The following is a 24,926-nucleotide window of genomic DNA, read 5'->3' on the forward strand; positions in this document are numbered from 1 at the left end:
CCCCGGGATCCGCTAGCGGTCCCTCTCACCACACCGCACGAACTCCGTCGCTTCATCGCCCTCGGCACTCAGCTGGACAACCCGCGCCGGCCGCCCCTGCTCGTCGAAGAATACCTGCCCCAGGCCCGCACCATTCCACAGCCGCTCCCCGGCCTTGCTTCGGCTTGGCACGCGCGGCACCACCTCCATTGATCGGCGCTGGGTGAACCAGTTGAGCGGCGAGCGCGGTGAGTACAGCCAGCGGTTCAGACGGTCGAGCACATCCAGCAGGCGCACTGGAAAGGTGTTCTTGATCCCGCTGCTGGTGACCTGCCACAGGTGTGGACTGCGTTGGCGGTGGCGGATCAGCACTTCGTAGACGAATGAATAATGCACGTCCCCGGACAGGATCACGTAGTGTCCCGGCGTGCGGGAATGGCGGAAGATATTCAGGATCACCTGAGCGGCGCCGCGATGGGCCATCCAGTTCTCGGCATCCACCAGCAGCGGGTAGCCCAGTGCAGTAAAAATCCGCTGCACCGTCTCGATCAGCTTGACCCCGAAAATCGGCGCCGGTGACACGATGATCGCTGACGGATGATCGAGCAGGGCCTGCTGCAGTTCGCACAGCGCTTCCCAGTCAAGCAGCCCGGACGGCTTGCCCAGCTTGCTTTCGCTGCGCCAGCGTCGGGTGCGAGTGTCCAGTACGCGTAGTGGTGGGTCGCTGGGCAGGTCGTACTGCCAACCTTGGAAACGCAGCAGATCACCGATCAGTGTATCCAGAGCCTCACCGTCCAATGCGCCCTGCGGTGCATTTGCAGTCAGTGCCTGCAATCCCTCGACCAGCGTTGTGCAGCCCTTGGGGTCGTTGCCCCAGCCTTGGCACAGCAGGTAGCCGAGCAGGGCGTTGCCGATGATCCGGCGCGAGAAGGGGTGGCCATAGGCGGTCTGCTCCCATTGCGCCGACAGGTTCCAGTCATCGGTGATGTCGTGGTCGTCGAAGATCATCAGGCAGGGCAGGTGTGCCATGACGCGTGCCACTTGGCCCAGGCCGTCGCGGAACGCCTCGATCAGCGGCAGTTCGTGCTGGTAGCGCTGCTGGCGCCTGACAGAGAGCCCTTCGGGCGCCTCCAGCCCCACCAGTGTCCAGGGTGTGGGCGACCAGACTAGCAGGTACATGGCCATGACCTCGGCGAAGGTCACCAGATGATTGTCGGCATTGCTCGACGAGAAGATCGGCTTGCGCTTGCCCCGGAAGAAACGTCGGCGCAGCGGCTCATTGCCCTGCTGGGCTGGCAGCAGGTCGGCGCGATGGTAGTAGCAGGCGGGATGACGATAGAGCGCCTGGCCGCTGTCGACCAGCGCGCCGTCGAGAGGCTCGTCGAACAGCTTCAGGCGTTCGATCAAACTGTGGATGGCCTTGAGCGTGGGACCGGCCACATCGTCGGCATACACCTGGTCGCCGGTCATCATCAGCAGTGCCGGGCGTTGTTCAGGGGGTGGGTTGTCGAGCAGCAGGCGGTCGGCGCAGAGCAGGCCGTCGGCGGCGGGGTGATGGGGTTTGCGGCACGAGCCGTGCAGCAATGGATCGATACGCTTGCGCAACACGAAGCTCGGACGACTGGCACCTGGGTACAGCAGGTGCGGCGCCCAGTCGGCGATGCCCTGATCATTGTCCAGGTGCAGGTCGTACTCCAGCAGCACATCTTCGGGCAAGGGCTGGTCGAAGTGCAGGTTCAGCAGGTGTACATGAGCATGTTCGCCGATGGCGACGACCTGGCACTCCAGTTGGCTGCCGACGTGCGGGCAGTCCAGCACGAACTTGGGGTTCAGTGGTCGTGAAGCGACCAGCCAGATGGCCAGGCGTTGCGGTTCCAGGCGGCGCAGCACGGGGCCGGCTAGGACGAGGGGGAGGGTGGTGGTCATTGCTTCCATCTGTTGGGAGGCTGCCGGCCCCATCGCGGGACAAACCCGCTCCTACAGCAGCACCTATTCCGTGGCAGGGCACATGCTTCTGTGGGAGCGGGCTTTTACCGCGATGGGCCGGCAGCTTCTTTTTCGAATACACAAACGTAAACGGGCGGGAAATACTCAGTACTTCCCGCCCGTTCCACAACTCGGATATGTGTCAGCCTTTGTCGGCCATCAACGCCTCGAGCTTCTCCTGGTCGCGTGCAAACTGGCGAATGCCTTCGGCCAGCTTCTCGGTGGCCATGGCATCCTCGTTCATCGCCCAGCGGAACTGGCTCTCGTTCAGCACTTGCATGGCTTCGCCGGTATTGCCCGGCTTGAGGATGCGTGGCAGCTCGCCTTGGTCGTCGCTCAACTGTTGCAGCAGCTCCGGGCTGATGGTCAGGCGATCGCACCCGGCCAGTTGCTCGATCTGCCCGACGTTGCGGAAGCTCGCGCCCATGACCACGGTGTCGTAGCCGTTGGTCTTGTAGTAATCGTAGATGCGTGTCACCGACTGCACGCCTGGATCCTCGGCGCCGACGTACTCCTTGCCGGTGCTCTTCTTGTACCAGTCGTAGATCCGGCCCACGAACGGCGAGATCAGAAACACCCCGGCATCGGCGCAGGCCTGGGCCTGGGCGAAGGAGAACAGCAGCGTGAGGTTGGTCTGGATGCCTTCCTTTTCCAGCTTCTCGGCGGCGCGGATGCCTTCCCAGGTGGAGGCCAGCTTGATCAGTACGCGATCCTTGGAAATGCCGGCAGCTTCGTACAGGGCGATCAGCTGGCGGGCCTTGTTCAGCAACGCCGGCTCATCGAACGACAGGCGTGCATCCACTTCGGTGGAGATACGCCCGGGGATGACCTTGAGAATGCCCGCGCCCACGGCCACCGCGAATTTGTCGCAGGCCAGGTCGACGTTGCCCTTGGCATCAGCCTTGACCTGTTTGAGCAGGTCGGCGTAACCCGAGATGGCCGCGGCCTTGAGCAGCAGCGACGGGTTGGTGGTGGCATCGACCGGCTTGAGGCGGGTGATGGCATCCAGGTCCCCAGTGTCGGCGACCACGGTGGTGAACTGCTTGAGTTGTTCCAGCTTTGAGGTCATGGGCGTGCTCTGTCCTGATGCTCTGTCCTGTGAGTGTCTTGACATTACCCGAGCCCTGGCGGCCACTCAAGGCCAAACACCGGCTAAGGCTATCCTGCGTCATGCGGGCGCGGGCTGGCCCCGCGATGGCCACATGGCAGCCCCTGGATGGGGCATCGACTCCCCCTTCGAGTCCAGCCCCCGCCCAGGGTTCCCCTAGCGTCCGGCCAGCAACTCTGCCGCTTGCTCGACCACCTTCAGCGGCTCGGCCGCCTTGTGAATGTCTGCCGACAGCAACTGGCGGAACCGCCGCGCCCCCGGGAATCCCTGGCCCAGGCCGAGGATATGCCGGGTGATGTGATGAATGGCCCCGCCGCTTTCTACATGCGCCACCAGATACGGCATCAGCCGCGCCATCGCCTCGCTGCGCGTCACGACGGGCGCGTCGCTGGCGAACAGTTGTTGATCCACCTCGGCCAGCAGGTACGGATTGTGGTAGGCCTCGCGCCCCAGCATCACGCCGTCGAAGGTCTGCAGGTGCGTGCGGCATTCATCGAGGGTCTTGATCCCGCCGTTGAGCACCAGCTCAAGGTCCGGAAAGTCCTGTTTCAACTGCGCCGCCACTTCGTAGCGCAGCGGTGGCACCTCGCGGTTCTCCTTTGGCGACAGGCCCTCGAGGATCGCGATCCGTGCGTGCACGGTGAAGCTGCGACAGCCCGCGTCGCGCACCTGGCCGACGAAGTCGCACAGCTCGGCATAGCTGTCGCGGCCATTGATGCCGATGCGGTGCTTGACCGTCACCGGAATCTCGACCGCGTCGAGCATCGCCTTGACGCAGTCGGCCACGAGCGCCGGGTGGCCCATCAGGCAGGCGCCGATCATATTGTTCTGCACCCGGTCGCTGGGGCAGCCGACGTTGAGGTTGACCTCGTCGTAGCCCGCCTCCTGCGCCAGACGAGCGCAGGCGGCGAGTTCAGCCGGGTTGCTGCCGCCCAACTGCAGGGCCAGCGGGTGCTCGGACTCGTCATGACGCAGGAAACGCGCCGCATCCCCGTGGAGCAGGGCGCCGGTGGTGACCATTTCGGTGTAGAGCAGGGCGCGTTGGGAGAGCAGGCGCAGGAAGTACCGGCAGTGGCGGTCGGTCCAGTCCATCATGGGGGCAACGCTGAACCGGCGGGAGGGTTCAGGGCGCGTGGTTTGTGGGTTTGAGGCTATTTCTAGGGGCATTCTGTTCTACACGGTTTGTACCATTTTCCGGGGTTTTCAGGTGTTTTGGTGTGACAGTGGCGCGATTTACCACCGCCAATCAACCTTGTACCACCGGAAAATATGGCAACGATCAAAGCAAGGAAAAAGGCCGATGAAACGGTCAGCTAAACCGTCCAGATCGGCCTCAAGATAAAAGGTGTCCTAGTCTACCAAGAGTGTCAGGCGTTCGCCCGAACGCAAGTCAGATACCAACACAGGCGCAAGAGCTGTCCGAGGACTGGCTGAGGTTCTTTCAATCAATCCGCAGGTAATATCAATTCAGGACCCTGCTTGCGGACACTGCCTACATCCTTACGGACTGCATGCCACTTGAAATCGCCTGCGGCTCGGCAGCAGGTCCGCATTATCTCTTCTGCGCGCTCCATCGATGTATCTGGCGAGATCCACTCACGAGCAATCTCGGGCGAGAGCACAAGAGGTTTGCGGTCGTGTATATCGACGAGACCTTGGTCAGCTGCAGCGGTGATGATCACGAAGCCGTCGCGTTCGTCTGGTTCAAGTGCTAGATGAGCTTCAGCCAGCGCCGCGAAGAACAGCGGAGCCTCGTCCGCTGCCTGGATGTAGTAGGGTTGCTTGCGCTTTGGGTCCGCAGGATCGGCTATCCACTCGTACCAGCCATTCGCCGGTGCCAAGGCTCGGCCATTCGGCCAAAGCGACTTGAAGAACTTTCCCGTCACCACCGTTTCTGCCCGCGCATTGATCGGGTCAGGACGCTTCCCCTTCGCCCAAAACGGTGCCCATCCCCACTTCACCCGATCTACTCTCAACCCTTCCGGCGCAGGTCGAATCACCTCCACTCGGGTGGAGGGGGCGACGTTGTATCGATTGATCTGCTCGTGGTCATAGCCATTGATCACGACCAGGTCGAGGCTCAACTGCCGCAGGTAGTTGTCCATGGATTCGTAGATTGAGTAGCGCCCGCACATACCTCACCTCGCTCGTTCGTCGGCTTCCACCCCCCTCACGTTGACGGGGGAAAGATCTGACAGTTAACTGTACATATATACAGTTATCTATCTGGAATAACCCCTCATGACCATCACTTTCCTGGGAGTCCCGACCGGTGGCCCTGCATTGCTGCCCGTGTACTCGTTTCGAGTGCCTGCAGGCTTCCCCTCGCCAGCGGCGGATCATCTGGAGCGTCAGATCTCGCTTGATGAGCTATTCGAGCTACGGGCGCCCCATGTGTACCTGGTGCAAGTGGAGGGCGACAGCATGCAGGGCGCTGGCATTTTTTCCGGCGACCTTCTTATCGTAGACCGTAGCAAGGACGCAGAGCATGGCGACATCGTGATCGCTGCGATCAACGCTGAGCCTGTCTGCAAACGCCTGCACAAGCGGGGTGGGGTGGTGATGCTTCTGTCCGAGAACCCCAGCTATCCACCCCGGTACGTGATGGAGGGCGATGACCTGGTCATCTGGGGTGTGGTTCGCTACAGCGTGCGCGATCATGCGCAGTGACCAGGTGTTTGCGCTGATCGATTGCAACTCGTTCTACGCGAGCTGCGAACGCGTGTTCCGGCCGGATCTGGCCAAGACCCCTATCGTGGTACTGAGCAACAACGACGGCTGCGTGATCGCGCGCAGCTATGACGCCAAACCGTTCGTGAAGATGGGAGAACCGTACTTCCAATGCCGCGAGAGGCTGAAGCGGCACGGCGTGGTGGCGTTCTCCTCTAATTACGCCCTGTATGGCGACATGAGTGAGCGCGTGATGTCGATCATCGAATCGATGGTGCCTGCGGCTGAGGTCTATTCGATCGACGAATGCTTCGCCGATCTCACAGGCGTGGAGGGTAGCTTGACCCAGTTCGGCCGCGACGTGCGCGCCAGGGTGCTGCAGCGTACCGGCATACCGGTAGGTGTCGGCATCGCCCGCACCAAGACCCTCGCGAAGCTGGCCAACCATACCGCCAAGCGGCTGCAGGCGCACACGGGCGGAGTGGTCGATATCACGGCGGATTTCGAGCGTGACTGGGTGCTGCGTAATACCGAGATCAAAGAGGTGTGGGGTATTGGGCGGCGGATGACCGAGCACCTGCAGAGCATGGGGATTCAGAAAGCCATGGACCTGGCAAAGGCTGACCCGCGTATGTTGCGAGACAAGTTCAGCGTGGTGGTGGAGAAAACCGCGCGCGAGCTGGCTGGCGTTCCCTGCCTCGAACTGGATGAGGCAGCACCCCCGAAGCAGGAGATCTGCTGCAGCAGGATGTTCGGCAAGCGGCTGAGTGAGCTTGCCCCGATCAAGCAGGCCGTGGCCACCTACACCGGCCGAGCGGCTGAAAAGCTGCGGGCGCAGGGCTCGGTATGCAAGCGCATGCGGGTGAGTATCCGTACCGGCATGTTCAATCCTGATGAGCTGCATCATGCGCAGGGGGCGCTTGTGGAGCTGCCTTACCCAACGAACGATACGCTGCTGCTCACCAGGGCGGCGACAAGCGCGGTGGAGCGTGTTTTCAGGGAGGGCTATCGGTATAGCAAGGCAGAAGTCCTGCTACTGGATTTGCGACAGCCTGGTGAGTTCACAGACGATCTCTTTGCGATCACTCAACCTGTGGCATGTGATCGATTGATGTCGGTGTTGGATGAGATCAATGATCGGTATGGTCGGGGGGCGGTAAGGACTGGCAGTGTCCCGCGCGCCCCCGATTGGGGTATGCGCCGGGAAATGATGAGCCAGTCATATACGACCCGTATCGACCAGCTTTGGCGGGTGTACTAAAGTCTTTAGATCATGATGATGGGCTTAATGGAGGGCGCTCACAATGGAGTATCTGAGCGCCCTCTTAGATACGGGGTTTTTACTTCAACGCATCCACGTTAGACAGAACAGTATTCGTAAGTGGTGGCGATTTTAGCAGGTCTCTCGATATGTCTGGATTTGGGAGAGCAGTCTTTATAAGAGTGTCAAGGCGCTCGAACCAAGTAGCGTCGTTGGTAGAGAACAAGTTGTATAGCGCCTCGTTCTTTGTTTTGCATCCAAGCTCTTTGTACTTTAGGCCGCAATATTTAGACGCTGCGGTCAGGATGTGCCATCTAAGCTTGGAGTATTTGCCGTCGAATTTTTTGTTGGAGGTAAGGATTTTTAACCGGTATTGACAGTAACAGGCAGTGTAATAGTCATCCTCATGCGCCCCTGGTGCAAAGACTTCATTAAGTAAGTCGCCAGTTAGCCGATTCGGATAGCGGCTAGAGTAGTCCGGTCGCATCATTACCATGGCGGAATAACAGCGTGCAGTCTCGCGGACATCAAAAATACGAACCGGAACTACGTTTTCAGATTTATATTGACCTTTGCGGCGCTCAAAGTAAATTCGGTTCGGTTCTGTGGCGCCGCGAGCATTAAAGTATTGTTCAAGCTTTCTGAGAGCTGTAAGTGTTGAGATGAATTGAGCGTCTTCGACTTTCGATTGACGGTTTGTAGCCCGGACGATGTCATCTATGATCGCGGGCTCATCCGCTTCAATTAATTTGATCATAAGGCTTACTGAATTATCGACTTTATCGTCAAGCGATATCAGTATATTGGAGGTCTGGCAGCCATTGACAATTTGGAAATCTCGAATATAGATCTCCTGTCCGGCGGGACGCACGCTGGACGCTACAATTGTGACACCGTTATTCATTAAGCCGAAGCGTGGCTTCTTATCAACGTCGCTTAGGGTTTCTGCAATTTCCGAGTTGACATCTACGTCGACACCCAAAAAGTCTCGTACGTTTTCCTCAAAAAGTTTCTTACGTGGAGAGCCAGTTTGGTCTTTCAAAATGGCATCTATAAAACTGCGCGCCGTAACGGTTGCAACATAAGCATTGTTAATGTTAGGGGCGGCTGGGAAAGGCGCATAGCCTATGGTGGCAAGCTTAGCTTCCATAGGGCCGTCGGCTGATAGCCAATATTCATGAATCACTTCACGGTGCGCCATAATGAGCCGGGTTTCATTTGAATAACCCATTTTCTTTAGGGCAGTTTCACCAACTTGAAATGCGGCATTGATTTCAACAGCTTCTGTGTCAGGCGCCGCACTAAAGAAGTATGCATGGATGTCGGGTAGTCCGCCGCGAATTCGGCCAATGTTCTCAAATATCTTCTTGAACATGGTTTTAAATTCGGCTAGATAAGGACTGTGCGGTTGGGCTGGGGTTTCCGACAAAAAATCCACGATGGCTGCAACGAATGAGTCAATCTCTTGTTTTGACCAAGTGGTGGAACGTTTTGCTTGGGTGAAAACAATTGTGACGGTGTACTCACGCCTCGAACTCTGAAAGATTTCGTCTAGTTCTTCAGGGGTAAAGACGGCACGGTCATCTAAGAATAGTATTGCTCCGTCGATTCCGGGGTCGGCGCCTTCATAGACAAGATCGCTGACTTCAACACTGTCGCCTGTGTATCTGGCAAAAGCACAGTAATTTACAAAAGCTTCAAAGTTCTTGGATTCATCGAATGGTGCTCCAAAATCCTTGCAAAAAGTATCGAAATAGGATTTCGTGACAAGATGCATTCTCATTCCTTTATGTGATGCGAGCCATTTTATGGACTGCGGGCTTCCAGTGGCACCTTGATACCATGGATTTCGATCAGGGTGAATAGATGGGAGAAGCGACGGCCGAAAATTGGAAAAATGGATGGTACAAAAATGGTACAAGGATAATAATTTGTCATTTAAGGCCTTATTATATAAGGGCTTAAAGAAGACTACGCCCAATCCATCATTGGTGCAACGTTGAACCGGCGGGAGGGTTCAGGGCGCGTGGTTTGTGGGTTTGAGGCTTGTGAAGCAGTGCGTTCGTTCAACGTATTCAGTACCGATTACCGACAATTTTGTCGCGTTGTACCCTTCGCTCGGGGCGCTGTACCAACAAAACAGCGACAGGAGGCGTTCAAGACGCCAATTTACCAAGAGCACCACGTATTTGCCTGTATAGCCTTGCTTGCCGCGGCCCCGGTGGTCAGTCCGGTATGGAACCATTGCCTGCGAAACAACCTACGGCTTGGGTAGCTCCCAGCTGATTTTGCCGAACGTTCGCCTTAAGATAAGTTATTCGTCCCAACCAACCCGCGCCATGTCGAAACCCACAAACAGCCCGCACCGAAGGGAAGACTCATGCATCCATACGACATGCCCCAAGCCGAAGCGGAGAAGATTCACGTCGAAATCGCCAAACTGATGGCAGAGACTCGCGAGCTCAATGCCGAAGCAGGCAAATTGACCCGAGAAACCTTCTGGTACCCGATCGGCATCGCGACCGGTCTGGTGACAGCAGTGGCGGGCATCACCGCATTGACAATCAAGGCCTTTGCCTAAATCTCCGGCCCCGCAATCGCGGGGTCTCCTGCATCAAGGCCAATGGCCTGCATTTCATCAAATGGTCTACAAAGCTGGCGCCAGCGCCATCGATGGTCAAAGCTGCAGGTTCCCCTTGCATTGATAAAGGACTTCGCATGCCCATCCGACGCTCACCGATCGCCGCTGCCATCGCCTTGTCATTCCTGTCGTTTTCCGCCCTTGCCGCCAACCTGACTCCCGACGCGCTACTGAAAAAGGCCGAAGCCGAGCAGAAGGCCTATCTCGCCACCGTCAAGCAACTGGTCAATGTCGATACCGGAACCGGGCAGGCGCCGGGGCTGAAAACCGTCAGCGCTCTGCTGGTCGAGCGGCTCAAGGCGTTGGGTGCCGAGGTCAAGACCAGCCCTGCAAGCCCCTCGGCGGGCGACAATATCGTCGGCACCTTCAAGGGCACCGGCAGCAAGTCGTTCCTGCTGATGGTCCACTACGACACGGTGTTCCTGCCGGGCACCGCTGCCAAGCGGCCGTTCAAGGTCGAGGGCGAGCGTGCCTATGGTCCTGGCGTGGCGGATGCCAAAGGTGGTGTGGCGATGATCCTGCATTCGCTGAAGCTGCTACAGGACGAGAAGTTCAAGGGCTTCGGCACCTTGACCGTACTGTTCAACCCGGATGAGGAAACCGGCTCCAGCGGCTCGAAGGCGATTATCGCGGAGCTGGCGCGCAAGCATGACTACGTGTTCTCGTACGAGCCACCGGACAAGGATGCGGTGACGGTCGCGACCAATGGCATCAATGGCGTATTTCTCGAAGTGAAAGGCAAGTCTTCCCACGCAGGCTCCGCACCCGAGGCTGGGCGTAATGCCGCCATGGAGCTGGCCCACCAGATGCTGCAGTTGAAGGACCTCGGTGACCCGGCCAAAGGCACCACGGTCAACTGGACGATGGTCAAGGCGGGCGACAAGCGCAACATCATTCCCGCCAGCGCCACGGCCGAGGCGGACATGCGCTACTCGGACCTGAGCGAAAGCGACCGAGTGCTGGCCGACGCGCAACGCCTGGTGCAGAAAAAACTCATCGACGGCACCGAAGTGACGGTGCGCCTCGACAAGGGCCGCCCGCCGCTGGCGAAGAACGCCGGCTCCGAGCAGTTGGCGAAAACCGCCCAGGCGCTCTATGCGAAGATCGATCGCAACATCGAGCCAATCGCCATGCGTTTCGGGACCGATGCGGGCTACGCCTATGTGCCCGGCAGCGAAAAGCCTGCAGTGCTTGAAACCATGGGCGTGGTAGGGGCGGGGCTGCATGCCGATGACGAGTACATCGAGCTGTCGAGCATCGCGCCGAGGCTTTATCTGACAGTGGCATTGATCCAGCAATTGTCTGAGGCGGCGAAGTAAGCGCGCGTAGGATCAGGTGGTTATAGTCCTGCGATCACTGGCGATGCCGGTTTGATTTGCCGGGGTGTCTGCTTCGCGGGCAAGTCGGGGCGCCGAACCGCCGCCCCTACAGGGGCGGGCAGTGTATTGCAGGCTTTGTGGCCGCGGCAGTTACTCAAGGCGACTGATTTCTGGCGACTTCCAGGTCGTTCATCAATGCCTTGGCCATGGCGCTCAGATACCTCAGGGCGACCATGGCGGCAGGCGCGATTGATTCATCACCCATTTCGCTCAGGTCGCGAACGCATCCCAGCAGTAGCGAGACTTCGTCGAAAGCCTGGCCGACGGGAATGCCGGGTTGCACGCGAAATATCCCTAGCGCAGTGGCGATGCCGGGTGTGGTGCCTTCATTCATCGGCAAACCTCTTTCACATCCGCCTCAGTGCATGTTCGATCAAGGCGCGAGCCGTTTCGGCGGCGTGCGCTGCGTTGGCGAGCATGTTCAGGCCAGGAGTACCGGCCAGGGCCCGGCAGTGTTCGTCGAGGGTTTCGCTGACGCCGCGCAACAGTTCGCTGGCGTGAGCCAAGGCGTCGGGCGGAATGAGGTCGGAATGGATGGAGAAGTAGCGGTTGTTGACGAGTTTGAGTCGGGGTGGATCGGGGACGATCTTTTTCATGGCTAACTCCCATTAAGCAAAGTAGCCACCTTCATCATCCCTCTCACAGGATAAGGGTGGCAGCGGTGCGTGGGGTGAGAGACCGGCGAGAGTTAGCAAAAACCGGCCAGGCAGAAGCCTGCCCACGCACTGCTGCCATAGCAGTGCCGCCAACTCTTCAGTAAAGCCGGGCTCTCACCCCCGGTCGCCATAAGGGCGACCCGGGGAAATTAGCCCTGATGCTTATCTTCAACAACAGAGAAACGGCTGCGTGCCGCGTAGGATAATTCCCAGGCGGCCTTGAGCTGAAGTATTGGCGGAGAGATTCGGAATTTTCTGGTGTAGTGGAGGGCAGCGGCGGTTCAGCGCCCCGACTTGTCCCCGGAACACGGGCGTAGCCCGTGCCAGGCAGCGCGGTGTTTTTTTCGCGGGCAAGCCCGCTCCCACGAGGCCCACGCAGGTTTTGACAACCCTGCATCGCAGGCCAGCAGGCGCGGGCGGCCTTGCCTCAGCCGTAGGCGAAGTTGTACTCCTCGTCGCGATCCTCCTGGGTGATCGGTCCGCCGGTCAGGTCGTACTTGTCCAGCACCGGCTTGAGCTCGCCGAAGAACTGGTCCTGCATCTTCTCGCGCTTGGCTACTTCGATGATCGGCAACACGATCCCGGCCACCAACCCGATACCCGCCGTGGCCCAGCCCAGCACGCCGGAGAAGGCGCCGGCGATGGCGCCGACATCGGCCAGGCCGAACAGCCCCGCACCGCCTTCGATGATCGAGGTGATCGCTGCACCTGTACCCAGCGCGCCGGTGGTCAGCGAGAAGCCGGCCCCGACCTTGTCACCGGCGAAGGCGCTGTTGACGCCGCTGATCAGGCCCAGCACGCCGCCGATGAAGCTGCCCGCACCGCCGATGACCTTGCCCAGGTTGCCCAGGCGGTTGATACCGTCGGTGTTCTGCACCATCTTGCCGGTCGGGAACTCGCCGATCGGCGCGGGTTTGGACGGATCGACCGGGGTGGGTTTCCAGACCATGCCATAACCGGCTTCCTTGGCGTACTTGGTGCCGCCCTCGATGATCAGGCCGGCGAACTGCATGCCTGCCGAAACCCGCGAGGCGTTGTCGGTCGGGCTGTTGCCCCCGGTGGCGGAGCGTGCGGCCAGCACACCACCGGCGAGCAGGGCGCTGCCGATGTGCAGCAGGCCTTGCTTGTACGACTCGCTGACATTGAGCTTCAGACCGTCGATCGACTTGGGCAGGACGTCGCTGATCTTCTCGCCCTGGCGGTTGGTGTCCCACACCGAGCGCAGCATCGAGATCACATCCTGCGGGCGGATCGGCGCACCGCTGGAGTCCTTGAACATGTCCGGATCGTCGGCCATGGCCTTGTCGATGATGGCCTTGGCCTTGTTTTCATCGAAGTTGCCGCTACCGTCGCCAAAGATGTCCTTGAGCGTGTTGTTGTCGGCCCCGTCGATCAGTGAATCGGACACTGCCTGGTTGATGCGCTGGCCGACTTCGGAGGCTTCCTGCGGCGTCACCTTGTCGCCGAGGAACTCTTTGAACAGCGCGGCATTGGAGGCGTACTGGCCGATGACGGTCATCGGGTCGCCGCCCTTGGACAGGCCATCCTCCAGGTCCTTGCCGTTGAGGATATGTTCGCGGAAATACTGCTCGATATCCCCGGACTTGCCCGACTTGTCGGCGATCGATGCCAGGTCGACGTTGCCGTCGCCGCCCAGGGCGAGGTCGGTCAGGGTGGCATCGGTGCCGGCCAGGGCCAGGGCGTCGGGCAGCGACAAGGGGTTGCCATTGGCGTCCTTGGTGGCCAGGGCGGTGTTGATGATGTTGCCGCTGTTGATCTGGCTGTCCTGGCTGTGTTGTAGCGCTTTCTTCATCGCCGGGTCGGCGTTGATGATGTCGCGCATGCCCGGGCCCTGGTTTGCGGCCATGTAGGCCTTGACGTCCGCGTCGTTGCCCAGCTTGGAGATGGCATCGTCCAGTTGCTTCATGACCTTGGACTTGGTCGGGTTGAGGTGGTACTGGCTGTCGGCGGTGATGCCGGCATACAGGTCGCCGTCGACCTTGTCGCTGGCCTGCAGGCGCGCACGCGCGTCAGTGATCTCCAGCATGGCCGCGGCCTTGGTCTTGCCGTCGTAGTTCTCGGGGTGCTCGAGCACGTCCTTGGTCAGCTTGGAGGTGTCCACGCCCGCCAGAGAGCCGCGAATCGAGGCGTTGCTGAGCATCATCAGCACGCCGTGGTCGTCCTTCGGTGCCTGGTTTTCCAGCCAGGCGCCGATGTTCTTCTGCTGGACGATGCCGTCGGAGGAGGCGGTCGCGGGGTGGTCGCCGGCCGAGTCCATCACGTGCCACATGCCCGGGTTGGACCAGTAACCGGCAGCGCCGGTCAGCTCGGGGCTCAGGCCGCTGTCGGACTTGATCGCGTTGAGGTTGTCGGTGGTCAGGCTGCCGTTGTTGGCACGCTGGTTGTCGCCCCACATGGCCGGGCCGGCGCTGCTGACCAGCGAGATGTTGGCCATGACGATGGCTGCGGACTTGGCGTTTTCCTTGGCCAGGTCGGATGCGTCCGGATTTTTCGACAGGAACTTCGAATAAGCGGAGGACGCGGCCGACAGGTCCTTGTTCTGCTGGCTGATGAACTTGTCGACATCGGCGTGGGTGATGATGCCATCGCTCTTGCCCAGGCCGCCGCTGTCCAGGGCGTTCATCAGGCTCGGGCTGCCCGCCAGGTACTTGAGCGTGGCCTGCGCCTCGGGCGGCAGGTCGCTGGGCGGGTTGGAGAAGTCGATCTTGCGGTCGTGCAGGCCCCATTTGTCCCAGTTGTCGCTGAGCATCTTGGATGCGGCACGCGGGCGCTCCAGGTCTTTTTCGGCTTGAGAGGGTTTGTCGGCACCCTTGTTGCCGGTGATGGTGTCCCAGTCGCGCACACCGCTGGCGTACTTGGAATTGTCGATCCAGCTGGTGTCGACCGCGCCGTCGACACCGAAGATGCCATTGGACTCCTTGCTCATCGAGGCATAGAGATCCGGGCTGATGCCTTGGGAGACGATGATCTTCTCGCCGCTTTCGGTTTCGTAGCGGATCAGGCCGTGGCCCAGCTCCTCGGGTGTGCCGATGGCCTTGATGCCGTCGGCGGGCTCGTCGGTCCTGGCCAGGCGATAGCCTTCCTGCTCGCTCTTGTTGATCAGGGTGAGGGCTTCGCCGTCGGACTTCACCTGGTCAAACAGGGCATGGTTGGTCTCGTTGGCGACGATCACCTTGTCGCCGGACTGGGTTTCGTAGCGAATCAGGCCGGGACCGACCTCGTCGGCAGGGCCGATGAACTTGTAGTCGTCCATGCCCGGTGGCACATCGCCGGCCTGGGCGATGCGATAGCCCTCGGCCTTGCTCTTGTTCAGGGCGTCCACGGCGTCGGTCTTGCTGGCCATGCCGTCGAACAGGTAGGGGGTCATCTGCTTGATGATGACGATGTCGCGTCCGTCGCGGGTCTTGAGGTCCAGCACGTTGTCGGAGAGCTTGGTGATCGAGGCGATGTTGGCCAGCGGGATGCCGGTGTTGCCGATATCGGCGAGGTTGGGATCGTTGAGGTGCTTGATGACTTCCGGGTCGTGGGTGGCCAGTGCGGCGGCGATCTCTGCTTCTTTCTTGTTGTCGACCGTGGCGGCGACGACGAAGCGTTTGTTGCCGGCCGGCGTGGGGTCTGGCGTGTCCTTGAAGTTGGAAAGCGAGCGGGTGACCGCGGTTTCGAAACGGGCAAGGGGATTGTCAGAGGACGTTGTGCCAGGGGCGTCGGTGTTTGAGGTTTTCATGGGGCCGGACCTAGTGATACAGGAGGATTCCGACGATAAGGAGGCGATAAGTCATATTTGTTTCAAATTGTAAAAGAACCGTGCGAAGCGTGAATTTATTATCGTTTTCACGCGTTTGCTAAATGGTGTGATTGCCGCAGCGGAAGTTGTGAATTTAGTTGCCTGTCAAGTGAAGTGTTGTTTGGTAAATAGCCATTGTTAGCGGCAAGCTATTAACTAAGTGAAATGTTGTGAAATTACTCCTAACTATCTTTCCCGGATTGGCACTGCGCTTGTGGAGGTGAGCTTATGTGCAATCTCGCACGCGTCGGTTTCAGGATGCGCCCTGTCGCTTGCGCGCTACCGCTTTCGGCCAACGGTGCCATTCTTATCAGGATGTCCGACGACCGAGTGCGCACAGACGCACCGGCTTGGACGAGGAGGGCGACCGTGATCCTGTGACCGTGACAGGCCCGGTGCGCCGCAGCAGAACACCGCCGGACACCTGCCCGCACCTCGGGCGGATCCGGGTTGCCGAGGTCCGCTGTATGCCTGAAGAGACGCTTGACCTGCCCTTGATCCAGCGCGTGCTGGACAACCACAAGGAGGTGCCCGGCGCGCTGTTGCCGATCCTCCACGCCATCCAGCAAGGCCTGGGCCATGTACCCGACGAAGCTGTCCCCGAGATCGCCCATGCGCTGAACCTCAGCCTCGCCGAGGTGCGTGGGGTGATCAGCTTCTACCATGATTTCCGCACTTCGCCCCCGGCACGCCACACCCTGCGCCTGTGCCGCGCCGAGTCGTGCCAGAGCCGCGGCGCCGAAGCCCTGGCCGCGCAACTGCGCGAACAGCTCGGGCTGGACGACCATGGCACTACTGCCGACGGAGCATTGAGTCTGCGCCCGGTGTACTGCCTCGGCGCTTGCGCCTGCTCGCCGGCGCTGGAGCTGGACGGCCAGGTGCATGCGCGGCTCACGCCCGAGCGTCTGCAGGCTTTGGTGAAGAGCTGCATGGTGGAGGCGGGCGCATGATCAAGCTGTGTATTTCCTGCGATTCGCTGGCTCGCGCAGTGGGCGCCGATCAGGTCGCCGAGGCGTTCGGACGTGAGGCCGGGCAGCGGCAACTGCCGCTGCAGATCCAGCGCACCAGCTCGCGGGGCTTGTATTGGCTCGAGCCATTGCTGGAGCTGGAAAGCGCCGAAGGGCGCCTGGGCTTCGGGCCGGTCATGCCGGAAGATGTGCCGCACCTGCTGGAGGCCCTGGACAAGGGGGGCGAGCATCCACTGGCATTGGGCCCTGTCGAACAGATTCCTTACCTGAAGACCCAGCAGCGCCTGCTGTTCGCCCGTGCAGGCATCACCCGGCCATTGTCGCTGGACGACTATCAGGCCCATGGCGGCTTCGAGGGGTTGCGCAAGGCTGCATTGCTGGATGGCGATGCAGTGGTTGCCGCGGTGCTCGATTCCGGCCTGCGTGGCCGAGGCGGGGCCGCGTTTCCGGCGGGTATCAAGTGGCGCACCGTGCGCCAGGCACCGGCCGGGCAGAAGTACATCGTCTGCAACGCCGACGAAGGCGACTCCGGCACCTTCGCCGACCGCATGCTGATGGAAGGCGATCCGTTCCTGTTGATCGAGGGCATGATCATCGCCGGCCTCGCGGTCGGCGCAAGCAAGGGCTACATCTATGTGCGCTCCGAGTACCCGGACGCCATCCGAGTGCTCAACGAAGCGGTGATGCTGGCCCGCGAAGCCGGCTATCTGGACGTCACCGGCAGCGGCGTGGCTTTCGAGCTTGAGGTGCGTGTGGGGGCTGGCGCCTATATTTGTGGCGAAGAGACGGCGCTGCTGGAGTCGATCGAAGGCAAGCGCGGCATCGTGCGCGCCAAGCCGCCGCTGCCGGCGCTCGAGGGCCTGTTCGGCCAGCCGACGCTGGTGCATAACGTCCTGACCTTGGCTTCTGTGCCGATCATCCTGGCAAGAGGTGCAGCGTTCTATCGCGACTTTGGCATGGGCCGTTCGCTGGGCACCTTGCCGTTCCAACTGGCGGGCAACGTGCGCCAGGGCGGGTTGGTCGAGCGTGCCTTTGGCCTGACCCTGCGAGAGCTGGTCGAGGGGTATGGCGGTGGTACCGCCAGTGGTCGTCCGCTGAAAGCTGCGCAGGTCGGTGGCCCGCTGGGTGCCTGGGTGCCGCCGTCGCAGTTCGATACGCCGCTGGACTACGAGGCCTTCGCTGCCATCGGCGCGATGATCGGCCATGGTGGTGTGGTAGTCGCCGACGACACGCTGAACATGGCCGGCATGGCGCGTTTCGCCCTGCAGTTCTGCGCCGAGGAATCCTGCGGCAAGTGCACCCCCTGCCGGATCGGATCGACCCGCGGCATGGAGGTGGTGGATCGCCTGATCGCCAGCAGCGACCCTGCTGCGCGCGAAGACCAGGCGCACCTGCTGCGCGATTTGTGCGACACGATGCAGTACGGCTCGCTGTGCGCGATGGGCGGGATGACCGCTTACCCGGTGGCCAGCGCCCTCAAGCACTTCCCCGCCGATTTCGGTCTGGCCAGCTCGGAGGCCGCGCAATGATCAACTATTTCGACCCCGCCAACAGCGACATCGACCTGGGCACGCCTGCTCGCGACAGTGAGCTGCAGGTCAGCCTGAACATCGACGGCCGTGCGATCAGTGTCCCCGCAGGCACCTCGGTGATGCGCGCCGCCGCGCTGCTGGGCACCAGCATCCCCAAGCTGTGCGCCACCGACAGCCTCGAAGCCTTCGGCTCGTGCCGCATGTGCATGGTCGAGATCGACGGTATGCGCGGCTACCCAGCTTCATGCACCACGCCGGTCAGCGAAGGCATGGTGGTGCGCACCCAGACGCCGCGCCTGGCCGACCTGCGGCGCAATGTCATGGAGCTGTACATCTCCGATCACCCGCTGGACTGCCTGACCTGCTCTGCCAATGGCAACTGCGAGTTGCAAACGGTCGCCGGCCAGGTGGGCCTGCGCGAGGTGCGCTATGGCTATGACGGCGCCAACCATCTTGACGAGGCCAAGGACGTCTCCAACCCGTACTTCGACTACGAGCCCAGCAAGTGCATCGTCTGCAGCCGCTGTGTGCGTGCCTGCGAAGACATTCAGGGCACCTTCGCCCTGACCATCAATGGTCGAGGCTTCGAGTCGCGGGTGGCAGCGGCCGGTGGCGAGAATTTCCTCGCCTCCGAGTGCGTGTCGTGCGGCGCCTGCGTGCAGGCCTGCCCGACAGCGACCCTGACTGAGAAGAGTTTGGTCCAGCTCGGCCAGCCGGAGCGTGCGGTGATCACCACCTGCGCCTATTGCGGGGTGGGCTGCTCGTTCCGCGCCGAGATGAAGGGCGATCAACTGGTGCGCATGGTCCCGGACAAGAACGGCGGCGCCAACCACGGTCACGCCTGCGTCAAGGGGCGCTTCGCCTGGGGCTACGCCACCCACCCGGATCGCATCACCACGCCGATGATCCGCAAGCGCCTTGAAGACCCATGGCAGGAAGTCAGTTGGGATGAGGCGCTGGCCTATGCCGCCAGTGAGTTCCGACGCATCCAGCTCAAGTACGGACGCGACTCGATCGGCGGTATCACCTCCAGCCGTTGCACCAATGAAGAAGCCTATCTGGTGCAGAAGCTGGTGCGTGCCGCCTTCGGCAACAACAACGTCGACACCTGCGCGCGGGTCTGCCATTCGCCGACCGGTTATGGCCTGAAGCAGACCCTGGGCGAATCGGCCGGCACCCAGAGCTTCGACTCGGTCATGCAGGCCGACGTGATCCTGGTGATCGGCGCCAACCCGACCGACGCTCACCCGGTGTTCGGCTCGCAGCTCAAGCGCCGCCTGCGCCAGGGCGCGCGGCTGATCGTCATCGACCCGCGCCGCATCGACCTGGTCGACTCGCCCCACGCCCGCGCCGAGCTGCACCTGCAACTGCGTCCGGGCACCAACGTCGCCATGCTCAATGCCTTGGCCCATGTGATCGTCGATGAAGGGCTGCTCGACCAGGCCTTCATCGACGCGCGCTGCGAGAGTGCCGAGTTCACGCGCTGGCGTGAGTTCGTCAGCCTGGCCGAGAACTCACCCGAGGCGCTTGGGCCGGTCTGCGGCGTGCCTGCCGAGCAGATCCGCGAGGCGGCACGGTTGTACGCGGGCGCTGGCAATGCGGCGGTCTACTATGGCCTGGGCGTCACCGAACACAGCCAGGGCAGCACGGCGGTGATGGGCATCGCCAACCTGGCCATGGCAACCGGCAACATCGGTCGCGAAGGCGTGGGCGTCAATCCGTTGCGTGGTCAGAACAACGTCCAGGGCTCATGCGACATGGGTTCCTTCCCTCACGAACTGCCAGGCTACCGGCATATCTCCAACGAGACCGTGCGCAGTGAATTCGAGCAGGCCTGGGGCGTGACCTTGCAGCCTGATCCTGGTCTGCGCATTCCCAATATGTTCGAGGCCGCGCTCGATGGCAGCTTCAAGGCGCTGTACTGCCAGGGCGAGGATATCGCCCAGAGTGACCCGAACACCCAGCACGTCACCGCGGCACTGATGGCCATGGAGTGCGTGGTAGTGCAGGACATCTTCCTCAACGAAACCGCCAAGTTCGCCCATGTGTTCCTGCCAGGCAGCTCGTTCCTGGAAAAGGACGGTACCTTCACCAACGCCGAACGCCGCATCTCGCGGGTGCGCAAGGTGATGGAGCCGCTGGCCGGCAAGGCCGACTGGGAGGCGACCGTGGCCCTGGCCAATGCCTTGGGCTACCGCATGGACTACCGGCATCCGTCCGAGATCATGGACGAGATCGCCCGCCTGACGCCGAGCTTCCACCGCGTCAGCTATGCCGAGATCGACCGCCATGGCAGCCTGCAATGGCCGTGCAACGAAGCCGCGCCCGACGGCACCCCGACCATGCACATCGACCAGTTCGTGCGCGGCAAGGGGCGATTCATGCTCACCGGTTATGTACCCACCGACGAGAAGGTCAATGCCCGTTATCCGTTGTTGCTGACCACCGGCCGCATCCTCAGCCAATACAACGTCGGTGCCCAGACCCGCCGCACCCACAACGTTGCCTGGCATGATGAGGATCGCCTGGAGATCCACGCCAGCGATGCCGAAAGCCGCGGCATCCGCGACGGCGACTGGGTTGGCGTGGGCAGCCGTGCGGGGCAGAGCGTATTGCGTGCGCGGGTCAGTGCGCGGGTGGCGCCGGGCGTGGTGTACACCACCTTCCACTTCCCCGAGTCCGGTGCCAACGTGATCACCACCGACAACTCCGACTGGGCCACCAACTGCCCCGAGTACAAAGTCACGGCGGTTGAGGTGGTGCGGGTGTTCCAGCCCTCTGAATGGCAGAAGCGCTATCAGCATTTCAGTGACGAACAGCAGCGCTTGCTCAAGGAGCGACGTCAGGTCGAAGGACAGGAAAAAGCCGAGGTCCGCCGATGAGCAGTGACAACCTGGTCAAGATGGCCAACCAGATCGCACACTACTTCGACAGCGAGCCGGACCGGGCGCTGGCGGTGCAGGGGGTGAGGCAGCACTTGCAGAGTTTCTGGACCCCAGCGATGCGCCGGCAGTTGAGCGAATGGATCGAGGCCCATGCGGGGGAGGGGCTCGATTCGAAGGTGCGGGAGGCGTTGGGGTAACGTGCGCGGTGGTGCCTGTGGGGGCGGGCTTGCCCGCTCCCACAGGGATTGGGCTGGACTTTAGATCCTGAACAAGACAGTTATCCCTACACGGATCGAGTCGGATTCGTTGCATGTGCGATCCAGCCGGCACGCCCAACATGAAACCTCCGTCATCTTCGCCAACCCCGGCCGGTGCTAGGCTCGAGTAAATACTCGCCACGGAAACCCCACCATGGAAATGAACTGGCACCAGGCCCTGCAAGAGAGCCTGAGCTGGCTTGCAGTCGCTTCATTGATCACCCTTGTCGGCTTCACCGCCGCCGCTTTCCTGGCGGTGCGCTTTACTCGCTGGGGCCAGCAGTTCTGGCAACTGGCAGGCGATTACTTCAGCTTCAGGCGCAGTTGGCGTCCGCTGTTGGTGTTTGCCCTGCTGCTGTTCCTGGCGCTGTTCTCGGTGCGCATGAACGTGCTGTTCTCGTTCTGGTACAACGGTTTCTATAGCGCCCTGCAGGGCCTGGACCAGACGGCGTTCTGGTACCTGCTCGGGGTGTTCGCGGTACTGGCAACCATTCATGTGCTGCGTTCACTGTTCAACTACTACGTCACCCAGTCGTTCAACATCCATTGGCGGGTCTGGCTGACCGAGCGCCTGACCGCCGACTGGATGCATGGCGATGCCTACTACCGCGGGCAGTTCCTCGAAGAGCCGGTGGACAACCCGGACCAACGTATCGAACTGGACGTCAACGCCTTCGTTACCGGCTCGGTGTCGCTGGCCCTTGGGGCAGTGAGTGCGTTGGTCTCGCTGGTTGCCTTCACCGGCATTCTCTGGGGGCTGTCGGCGCCATTGGCAGTGGCTGGTGTCGAGGTGCCGCGGGCGATGGTGTTTGCGGTGTACGTCTATGTGCTCATCGCCACCTGGATCGCCTTCCGCCTCGGGCGGCCGTTGATTCGCCTGAATTTCCTCAACGAGAAGCTCACGGCGAACTTTCGCTACGCACTGATGCGCTTGCGCGAGAATGCCGAGAACATTGCCTTCTACCAGGGCGCGCAGGTCGAGCGGGGCACGTTGCTCGGGCGCTTCTTCGCCTTGATCGGCAATGTCTGGGCACTGGTCTGGCGGAGCCTGAAGTTCAACGGTTTCAACTTGGGTGTCAGCCAGGTGGCGGTGGTGTTCCCGTTTATCCTGCAGGCGCCGCGTTTCTTCAGCGGAGCGATCAAGCTGGGTGACGTGATGCAGACGTCGCAGGCGTTCGGGCAGGTGCAGGATTCGTTATCGTTTTTCCGGGAGTCCTACGACACCTTTGCCAGCTACCGCGCGACCCTCGATCGTCTCACCGGTTTTCTCGATGCCAACCACCAGGCCAGCGAGCTGCCGCACGTGGCAACTCGCGAGTTGCCGCGGGCCCTGGATATCGCAGGTTTGCAGGTGCTGCGCCCGGATGGCCACCGGTTGATTGCCGACCTGAGCCTGAACCTGCAGGCCGGGCAGGCATTGCTGATCAAGGGGCCTTCGGGCAGCGGCAAGACCACGCTGCTTCGGGCCCTGGCGGGATTGTGGCCTTATGCAGAAGGGGCGGTCGCGAGGCCTTTGGGGGCGCAGGCGCTGTTCCTGTCGCAGCGGCCTTACCTGCCGTTGGGGGATCTGCGCACCGCCATCGCCTACCCGGCCCAGGTCGGTCAGGAGCAGGATGCACGGATGCAACAGGCATTGCGGCAAGTGAACCTGGCGCATCTGGCCGAGCGCCTGGAGGAAAGCCGCGACTGGACGCGCATCCTGTCGATCGGCGAGCAGCAGCGCCTGGCGTTCGCCCGAGTATTGTTCAACCAGCCGCACGTGGTGTTTCTCGATGAGTCCACCTCGGCGATGGATGAAGGTTTGGAACATGCCTTGTATTCGCTGCTGCGCAACGAAATGCCGGAAACCTTGCTGGTGAGTGTCGGGCACCGCAGCACGCTGGCTGGCTTTCACAGCCACCGGCTGGAGGTCGATGGAAAGGGTGGTTGGGCGTTGTTCGAGCAGGACGCGGTGGTGCTGTCCTGAGTATCGGCAGCAGATGAAAAAGCCCCCTGGCATCGCTGCCAGGGGGCTTTTTTCATGCGGCGCGGGCCTTACATGTTGGGGTAGTTAGGGCCGCCGGCACCTTCTGGGGTGACCCAGGTGATGTTTTGCGACGGATCCTTGATGTCGCAGGTCTTGCAGTGCACGCAGTTCTGCGCGTTGATCTGGAAGCGCTTGCTGCCGTCTTCCTGGGTGACCACTTCGTAGACCCCGGCCGGGCAGTAACGCTGGGCCGGCTCGTCGTACAGCGGCAGGTTGGTGGCGATCGGCACGTTCGGATCGGTCAGCTTCAGGTGGCAGGGTTGTTCCTCTTCATGGTTGGTGCTGGAGAGGAACACCGAGCTGAGCTTGTCGAAGCTGAGCTTGCCGTCGGGCTTGGGGTAGTCGATCTTTTTCGCGTCGGCAGCCAGCTTCATGCAGGCGTAGTCGGGCTTGGTGTCGTGCAGGGTGAACGGCAGCTTGCCGCCGAACCAGTTCTGGTCGACATAGTTGAACGCAGCGCCGAACAGTGGCCCGAACTTGTGCATGGCCGGGCCGAAGTTGCGGCTGGCGTACAGCTCTTCATACAGCCAGCTGGCCTTGAACGCCTCGACATAGCTGTTGAGGGCGTCGCCACCTTCGCTGCCGGCGAACAGGGCATCAGCCACTGCATCGGCGGCCAGCATGCCGGACTTCATCGCCGTGTGGCTGCCCTTGATCTTGGCGAAGTTCAGGGTGCCCAGGTCGCAGCCGATCAGCGCGCCGCCGTTGAACACCATCTTCGGCAGCGAGTTCAGACCGCCCTTGCAGATGGCACGGGCGCCGTAGCTGATGCGCTTGCCGCCTTCCAGGTACTGGCTGATCACCGGGTGGTGCTTCAGGCGCTGGAACTCGTCGAACGGCGACAGGTAGGGGTTGGCGTAGGAAAGATCGACGATCAAGCCAACTACTACCTGGTTGTTCTCCAGGTGATAGAGGAACGAGCCGCCGGTGTTCTCTGCGCTCACCACATCCAGCGGCCAGCCGGCGGTGTGCACCACCAGGCCTTGCTCGTGCTTGCTCGGGTCGATCTCCCAGATTTCCTTGATGCCGATGCCGTAGTGCTGCACGTCGGCTTCGCTGTCCAGGTCGAAGCGCTTGATCAGCTGCTTGCCGATGTGGCCGCGGCAACCTTCGGCGAACAGGGTGTACTTGGCGCGCAGCTCCATGCCGGGGGTGTACAGGCCGTCCTTGGGCTGACCTTCGCGGTCGACACCCAGGTCGCCGGTGACAATGCCACGGACTACGCCGTTCTCGTCGAACAGCGCTTCCTGAGCGGCGAAGCCCGGGTAGATTTCCACGCCCAGGTTCTCGGCCTGCTGGGCCAGCCAGCGGCACAGGTTACCCAGCGAGATGATGTAGTTGCCCTGGTTGTGCATGGTCTTGGGCACGAACAGGTCCGGCACCTTGACCGAACTGCCCTGGTCCTTGAGCACATAGATGTCGTCGCGCTTGACCTCGGTGTTCAGCGGGGCGCCGAGTTCTTTCCAATCGGGGAACAGCTCGTTCAGCGCGCGGGGTTCGAAGACCGCGCCGGAGAGGATGTGGGCGCCGACCTCGGAGCCTTTCTCGACCACGCAGACGCTGATCTCGTTACCGGCTTCGGCGGCCTTCTGCTTCAGGCGGCAGGCGGCAGACAGGCCCGCCGGGCCTGCGCCGACGATGACCACGTCGAATTCCATGTATTCGCGTTCCACAGGTTCTCTCCTACTCAAGGCTCATCGCGTTGCTTGTCTTATGGGTGTCGGATGCCCGCTCACGGTCGGGGCAGCTGTAGCCGTGCCGGTGGCGGACTAC

18 protein-coding genes are annotated in these 24,926 nt (G+C 61.4%); 9 read left to right on the plus strand and 9 right to left on the minus strand.

The genetic code is table 11. The annotated features are described in order from the left end of the window. Positions 1 to 12 precede the first annotated feature (12 nt). The 4 genes from IAE40_RS05755 to IAE40_RS05770 form a co-directional block, all read right to left on the minus strand. A complete protein-coding gene (locus IAE40_RS05755) occupies positions 13 to 1,905 on the minus strand; it encodes an alkaline phosphatase D family protein (protein WP_200602812.1) in 1,893 nt (630 codons plus the stop codon). A gap of 202 nt (positions 1,906 to 2,107) precedes the next feature. Beyond that, positions 2,108 to 3,034: a transaldolase gene (tal, locus tag IAE40_RS05760; RefSeq protein WP_200602813.1), complete on the minus strand. Its 927-nt coding sequence runs from the start codon at positions 3,032 to 3,034 to the stop codon at positions 2,108 to 2,110. A gap of 195 nt (positions 3,035 to 3,229) precedes the next feature. Further along, on the minus strand, positions 3,230 to 4,240 hold the full coding sequence (gene dusA, locus IAE40_RS05765) for a tRNA dihydrouridine(20/20a) synthase DusA (RefSeq protein WP_200602814.1): 1,011 nt from the start codon (positions 4,238 to 4,240) through the stop codon (positions 3,230 to 3,232). Positions 4,241 to 4,518: 278 nt separating this feature from the next. After that, positions 4,519 to 5,208, minus strand: a complete 690-nt coding sequence (locus IAE40_RS05770) for an SOS response-associated peptidase family protein (RefSeq protein ID WP_200602815.1) — start codon at positions 5,206 to 5,208, stop codon at positions 4,519 to 4,521. 106 nt (positions 5,209 to 5,314) lie between these two features. Between IAE40_RS05770 and IAE40_RS05775 the strand changes: the two genes are divergently transcribed. Both IAE40_RS05775 and umuC read left to right on the plus strand, forming a co-directional pair. Continuing rightward, positions 5,315 to 5,743, plus strand: coding sequence for a LexA family protein (locus IAE40_RS05775; RefSeq protein WP_200602816.1), 429 nt, complete (start codon positions 5,315 to 5,317; stop codon positions 5,741 to 5,743). Beyond that, a complete protein-coding gene (umuC, locus tag IAE40_RS05780; RefSeq protein ID WP_200602817.1) occupies positions 5,733 to 7,004 on the plus strand; it encodes a translesion error-prone DNA polymerase V subunit UmuC in 1,272 nt (423 codons plus the stop codon). The genes IAE40_RS05775 and umuC overlap by 11 nt, the downstream gene beginning before the upstream one ends. A 79-nt stretch (positions 7,005 to 7,083) precedes the next feature. Here umuC and IAE40_RS05785 read toward each other — a convergent pair whose 3' ends face one another. Then, positions 7,084 to 8,781, minus strand: coding sequence for an AIPR family protein (locus IAE40_RS05785; RefSeq protein ID WP_200602818.1), 1,698 nt, complete (start codon positions 8,779 to 8,781; stop codon positions 7,084 to 7,086). A gap of 618 nt (positions 8,782 to 9,399) precedes the next feature. Here IAE40_RS05785 and IAE40_RS05790 point away from each other — a divergent pair. Beyond that, positions 9,400 to 9,585, plus strand: a complete 186-nt coding sequence (locus IAE40_RS05790; RefSeq protein WP_200602836.1) for a hypothetical protein — start codon at positions 9,400 to 9,402, stop codon at positions 9,583 to 9,585. A gap of 137 nt (positions 9,586 to 9,722) precedes the next feature. Beyond that, positions 9,723 to 10,964 (plus strand): M20/M25/M40 family metallo-hydrolase, encoded by a 1,242-nt coding sequence (locus tag IAE40_RS05795; protein WP_200602819.1) that lies wholly within the window; start codon positions 9,723 to 9,725, stop codon positions 10,962 to 10,964. Positions 10,965 to 11,118: 154 nt separating this feature from the next. Here IAE40_RS05795 and IAE40_RS05800 read toward each other — a convergent pair whose 3' ends face one another. From IAE40_RS05800 to IAE40_RS05810, 3 genes are all read right to left on the minus strand, one after another. Continuing rightward, positions 11,119 to 11,358 carry a DUF3077 domain-containing protein gene (locus tag IAE40_RS05800; RefSeq protein ID WP_197891634.1) on the minus strand — a complete coding sequence of 80 codons (240 nt, stop codon included), beginning with the start codon at positions 11,356 to 11,358 and terminating at the stop codon, positions 11,119 to 11,121. A 13-nt stretch (positions 11,359 to 11,371) separates the two neighbouring features. Further along, the gene (locus IAE40_RS05805; RefSeq protein WP_197891635.1) at positions 11,372 to 11,620 is read right to left on the minus strand and encodes a hypothetical protein; all 249 of its coding nucleotides are present in this window, start codon (positions 11,618 to 11,620) and stop codon (positions 11,372 to 11,374) included. Between the two features lie 487 nt (positions 11,621 to 12,107). Beyond that, entirely contained in the window at positions 12,108 to 15,425 is a 3,318-nt protein-coding gene (locus IAE40_RS05810; protein ID WP_197891637.1) for a type III effector HrpK domain-containing protein, read from the minus strand. A 527-nt stretch (positions 15,426 to 15,952) separates the two neighbouring features. Here IAE40_RS05810 and IAE40_RS05815 point away from each other — a divergent pair. The 5 genes from IAE40_RS05815 to IAE40_RS05835 all read left to right on the plus strand — a co-directional run bounded on the left by IAE40_RS05815 (position 15,953) and on the right by IAE40_RS05835 (position 23,093). Continuing rightward, a complete protein-coding gene (locus IAE40_RS05815) occupies positions 15,953 to 16,435 on the plus strand; it encodes a formate dehydrogenase subunit gamma (protein ID WP_197891638.1) in 483 nt (160 codons plus the stop codon). Further along, positions 16,432 to 17,982: a formate dehydrogenase beta subunit gene (locus IAE40_RS05820; RefSeq protein ID WP_200602820.1), complete on the plus strand. Its 1,551-nt coding sequence runs from the start codon at positions 16,432 to 16,434 to the stop codon at positions 17,980 to 17,982. Before IAE40_RS05815 ends, IAE40_RS05820 begins: the two co-directional genes overlap by 4 nt. Beyond that, positions 17,979 to 20,867: a formate dehydrogenase subunit alpha gene (gene fdhF / locus IAE40_RS05825; protein WP_200602821.1), complete on the plus strand. Its 2,889-nt coding sequence runs from the start codon at positions 17,979 to 17,981 to the stop codon at positions 20,865 to 20,867. Before IAE40_RS05820 ends, fdhF begins: the two co-directional genes overlap by 4 nt. Next, on the plus strand, positions 20,864 to 21,067 hold the full coding sequence (locus IAE40_RS05830; protein ID WP_125929374.1) for a formate dehydrogenase subunit delta: 204 nt from the start codon (positions 20,864 to 20,866) through the stop codon (positions 21,065 to 21,067). The genes fdhF and IAE40_RS05830 overlap by 4 nt, the downstream gene beginning before the upstream one ends. Positions 21,068 to 21,281: 214 nt before the next feature. Next, positions 21,282 to 23,093 carry an ABC transporter ATP-binding protein/permease gene (locus IAE40_RS05835; protein ID WP_200602822.1) on the plus strand — a complete coding sequence of 604 codons (1,812 nt, stop codon included), beginning with the start codon at positions 21,282 to 21,284 and terminating at the stop codon, positions 23,091 to 23,093. 68 nt (positions 23,094 to 23,161) lie between these two features. Here the strand turns inward: IAE40_RS05835 and IAE40_RS05840 are convergent, their stop codons facing one another. Beyond that, positions 23,162 to 24,826 carry an electron transfer flavoprotein-ubiquinone oxidoreductase gene (locus tag IAE40_RS05840; RefSeq protein ID WP_063545594.1) on the minus strand — a complete coding sequence of 555 codons (1,665 nt, stop codon included), beginning with the start codon at positions 24,824 to 24,826 and terminating at the stop codon, positions 23,162 to 23,164. Between the last annotated feature and the right edge of the window lie 100 nt (positions 24,827 to 24,926).

This window comes from Pseudomonas sp. S44, from assembly GCF_016624805.1.
In the GTDB taxonomy this organism is placed as follows: domain Bacteria; phylum Pseudomonadota; class Gammaproteobacteria; order Pseudomonadales; family Pseudomonadaceae; genus Aquipseudomonas; species Aquipseudomonas machongensis.

Excerpts from the sequence above, each read along its gene's own strand:
- IAE40_RS05755 (WP_200602812.1), bottom strand. The coding sequence starts at position 1,905 with ATGACCACCACCCTCCCCCTCGTCCTAGCCGGCCCCGTGCTGCGCCGC.
- tal (WP_200602813.1), bottom strand. The coding sequence starts at position 3,034 with ATGACCTCAAAGCTGGAACAACTCAAGCAGTTCACCACCGTGGTCGCC.
- dusA (WP_200602814.1), bottom strand. The coding sequence starts at position 4,240 with ATGCCCCTAGAAATAGCCTCAAACCCACAAACCACGCGCCCTGAACCC.
- IAE40_RS05770 (WP_200602815.1), bottom strand. The coding sequence starts at position 5,208 with ATGTGCGGGCGCTACTCAATCTACGAATCCATGGACAACTACCTGCGG.
- IAE40_RS05775 (WP_200602816.1), top strand. The coding sequence starts at position 5,315 with ATGACCATCACTTTCCTGGGAGTCCCGACCGGTGGCCCTGCATTGCTG.
- umuC (WP_200602817.1), top strand. The coding sequence starts at position 5,733 with ATGCGCAGTGACCAGGTGTTTGCGCTGATCGATTGCAACTCGTTCTAC.
- IAE40_RS05785 (WP_200602818.1), bottom strand. The coding sequence starts at position 8,781 with ATGCATCTTGTCACGAAATCCTATTTCGATACTTTTTGCAAGGATTTT.
- IAE40_RS05790 (WP_200602836.1), top strand. The coding sequence starts at position 9,400 with ATGCCCCAAGCCGAAGCGGAGAAGATTCACGTCGAAATCGCCAAACTG.
- IAE40_RS05795 (WP_200602819.1), top strand. The coding sequence starts at position 9,723 with ATGCCCATCCGACGCTCACCGATCGCCGCTGCCATCGCCTTGTCATTC.
- IAE40_RS05800 (WP_197891634.1), bottom strand. The coding sequence starts at position 11,358 with ATGAATGAAGGCACCACACCCGGCATCGCCACTGCGCTAGGGATATTT.
- IAE40_RS05805 (WP_197891635.1), bottom strand. The coding sequence starts at position 11,620 with ATGAAAAAGATCGTCCCCGATCCACCCCGACTCAAACTCGTCAACAAC.
- IAE40_RS05810 (WP_197891637.1), bottom strand. The coding sequence starts at position 15,425 with ATGAAAACCTCAAACACCGACGCCCCTGGCACAACGTCCTCTGACAAT.
- IAE40_RS05815 (WP_197891638.1), top strand. The coding sequence starts at position 15,953 with ATGCCTGAAGAGACGCTTGACCTGCCCTTGATCCAGCGCGTGCTGGAC.
- IAE40_RS05820 (WP_200602820.1), top strand. The coding sequence starts at position 16,432 with ATGATCAAGCTGTGTATTTCCTGCGATTCGCTGGCTCGCGCAGTGGGC.
- fdhF (WP_200602821.1), top strand. The coding sequence starts at position 17,979 with ATGATCAACTATTTCGACCCCGCCAACAGCGACATCGACCTGGGCACG.
- IAE40_RS05830 (WP_125929374.1), top strand. The coding sequence starts at position 20,864 with ATGAGCAGTGACAACCTGGTCAAGATGGCCAACCAGATCGCACACTAC.
- IAE40_RS05835 (WP_200602822.1), top strand. The coding sequence starts at position 21,282 with ATGGAAATGAACTGGCACCAGGCCCTGCAAGAGAGCCTGAGCTGGCTT.